Annotated in this window: 2 protein-coding genes; both read right to left on the reverse strand. The window is 32.7% G+C overall.

All coding sequences use genetic code 11. The annotated features are described in order from the left end of the window. Positions 1-2,643: autotransporter outer membrane beta-barrel domain-containing protein (locus ABD766_RS14900; protein ID WP_344817429.1), on the reverse strand; the 2,643-nt coding region annotated here is incomplete at its 3' end. A 431-nt stretch (positions 2,644-3,074) separates the two neighbouring features. Continuing rightward, on the reverse strand, positions 3,075-3,238 hold a 164-nt coding region (locus ABD766_RS14980), incomplete at its 5' end, for a T9SS type A sorting domain-containing protein (protein ID WP_425556592.1).

Below are 3,238 nucleotides of genomic sequence, written 5' to 3' on the forward strand. Positions count from 1 at the left end.
AATATAACTAGTCGCTCCATTTACAGCATTTATTGAGTAAGTTGCAGTGGTAGTTGTAGCAGCTAATGCAGATTCACCTGATATAATACTTGGGCTACTTATAGGATATTCTTGATCAGCACGGTAACAAAGGTGTATTCCTGGTGTACCAGTAATAGCTTGATTATTTGTTGGACTTGTTCTGTAATAAACAAAAGAATTTAATTGAGGTAATCCACTACTTAATGATGGATTACTGCTAAATAAAAATACCCGTGCATTTGGTTTATATATTAATTGAGCAGAAGATCTTAAAAATTTAACGTTTGGCCCGCCGATACTTGAATCACATGCGCCTTTAGGACCTATGCTTACACCTGAAGCTAATTGGATAGCCAAGCCACTTAACGTATTTAAATCGCTCTTGAGAGTTCTGTTTATTAAAATGTCTCCATTAAATGTCCAAAAATTAATTAACTCTTTTGCATAGATTCCAAATGAATCGTCTCCTAAGGTTAATGTTATATTATTTCTAATATTTACCCATTTTATAGGAGTATTGCTAACACCTAATCTAATCATAGAAAATTCATTGTCATTATTAGTGCCTGAAATGGTACAATCTAAACCATAACCGCGATACTCATTAACAATGGATTTTTGCCAAAACTGAACATGACCTCCATTATTTATATTGGTAATTAACTTATTAACGTTAAAATTAATAGTAAAATCGATATCTTTTGCATTTATAACTAAAGTTCCTGATAAATTTAACCCCATTCTTCTTAATGTTGCGCCAGCTCCTGTATTACCATTATGATTACCCACAACAATTCTAGATGTATTGGTAGATTTACCTAGTGTTAAGGTATTTATAGTTGGGGAAAAATGAGTTCTATTAAACTCAGGTATGGCTGTAAAAGAATTTCCATTAGACTGAATTGTTACATTACCTGTGGTTATGAATTGTGTTTGTTCATCTATATTTGTTCCATTTATATTTGTATTACCTCCATCACTATCTAAATAGATTTTATCGGTATTTATTATTATGTTAGATGTTGAAGTATCGTTAAACCCTGCGCCAATTAATGGTCTTGATAAGAATATTCCAGTATAATTAGCACTCGATGTATTGGTTGTTCTATCAGTTAAAGTAATATTTCCTGATACAGACTGTATTGCAGGTCTATCAGTTACAGTGCCTGCAATAGCAATTCCACGGGCATTTGCAGCAGCAGTACTTCCATCTCCTATAATATTAATTGAACCATTATCAGTTTCAACATAAGAGTAACCCTCAATAATCACACCCCATGGATTACTTCCTGCAAAATTAGTGCAAGCACCATCTATTGTTATTGTTCCCGTGCCTTGTGTTTCTAAACCTGAATTGGTTAGTAAAACGGCTCTTCCACTTACTGCGCCTACAGTATTGCTTATAGAACCTCTAACTAAAATATTTCCAGAAGCTGATGGATTATTATTATTCGAAGCAACCAATGTTGCATTAAATATCGATATTCCGGTAATAGGTTTAGCTGTCCAAGGTAAAAACCCAACTGCTGCTTTAGCATATCCAGTCGCAATGTCTGCACCTCCTGATAACGTAATATTACCGCCACTCGTACGAATGCTTTCGCCTGTTCCTGTACTAGTACCAATAACAATTGCCCCTTGACCATTATTGTCACTGTCAGACCACAATACTACATTTCCGCCATTAGTAACAATATCCGCACCAGAATTTTGTAAAATATTTCTTGCTGCTTTAAACGTTAAAGCATTACTATTGGTTGATGTGATATTAGAAGAAATTGTTAAGGAACCAGTAGTTTGTACCGTTAAATTACCTTGATTTAATTTTGAAACAATATCTGATGCATTGATATTTACCGGAGTCGCAGCATTAGGAGTAATAACGCCATTAGAATAGCTCCATCCATTTCCTTCAGTTACTCCACCTGTGGATACAATATTTAGGTCTGGTAAAACATCATTAACACTATTTGACCAGATACTTATAGATCTTGAAGCTCCTTGAACGTAAGATATGGGAGTTCCGTCTTTGTCAGTATGATTTGAAGAACTGTAAGAAGGAGTGTAAACTAAACCACCGAATTGTCCAGTAGCGTTGTAGAAGTATATTCTGAATTCGATTTGAGTACCGACAAAATTACTCAAGGGGTTTAGGTTTACGGAAGTCCTACCGTAACCACCGCTTTGTGCAAACTGCCCTAAATTTGAACTAAAATTATCAACACTCCAACGCAATTGCATTTGAAACGTTTGAAGTGATGCTGTATGATGTAACACAAATCTGTCAAAATCTACACTTTTTAAACTAGAAAAACTTAGTGTATAACTTAGGAATGGTGTGCTATTAATGTTTAATGCACCATTTTGTGGTACAGTATAAACAGTTCGTAGATCAGTAGATAGTCCTAATCCTGAATAGTTTTCTACAGCATCACTTGTTGTTAAACCTGAGTTGACATCAACCGCAGAACTCGCTCTTGGATAGGTAGCTGTTGATGTAGTAGTACCATTCCAGCCTGTCAGCATGGTTTGTGCAAGTATTCCATTTTGAACACCAACTAGCAACGGAATCATCAAAAGCCATTTTAAAGTCTTTGATTTTAAAGTTAATTTTTGTTTCATAAATTTATTTTTTTATTAATTATTGCAAATTTAGTTCAAGTGATTAAAAGCATAGTATAGAAAAAGTATAGATGTTTTATCTTTAAAAAAATTGTAAATAATTGAAAAACAAGTTTTTGATATTATTTTAAAATTATGTGTTTTATAACAAAGCATTTTTTTAGTTTCATATTAAAGGAATTGATTACGTTTTTTATTTTTTGGTTTATTAATAATTCTTCAGGTAATTTTATGGTTTGATTTTATGCTTTTTTTTAATCAATGGTATCATTGATCGTATTTATACAATTTGTAGTAGTGGTTTGTTGTTTACCTTTTTTGTCTTTTGGCATGCCATATTGTATTTCCATTTCAAGACAAGACAATCATTAATAAAAAAACCGCCTCAATTTTTATTGAGACGATTTTTGAGTTTAAATAAAAAGTTTAGTTTATCTTTTAACGACTCTAATAGTTTTAGAATTTGATTCTTGAGATACAATTACATTGTAAACTCCAGATGGATATTGGTTTCCTAATTCAAAGTTTTGAATATCAGAAGCGTTTATCGTTTTATCTTCTAGAAGTTTTCCTATCATGTCGTAAACTCTAACTT

The sequence above is a fragment of the Flavobacterium cheonanense genome (genome assembly GCF_039539185.1).
GTDB classification, from domain to species: Bacteria; Bacteroidota; Bacteroidia; order Flavobacteriales; family Flavobacteriaceae; genus Flavobacterium; species Flavobacterium cheonanense.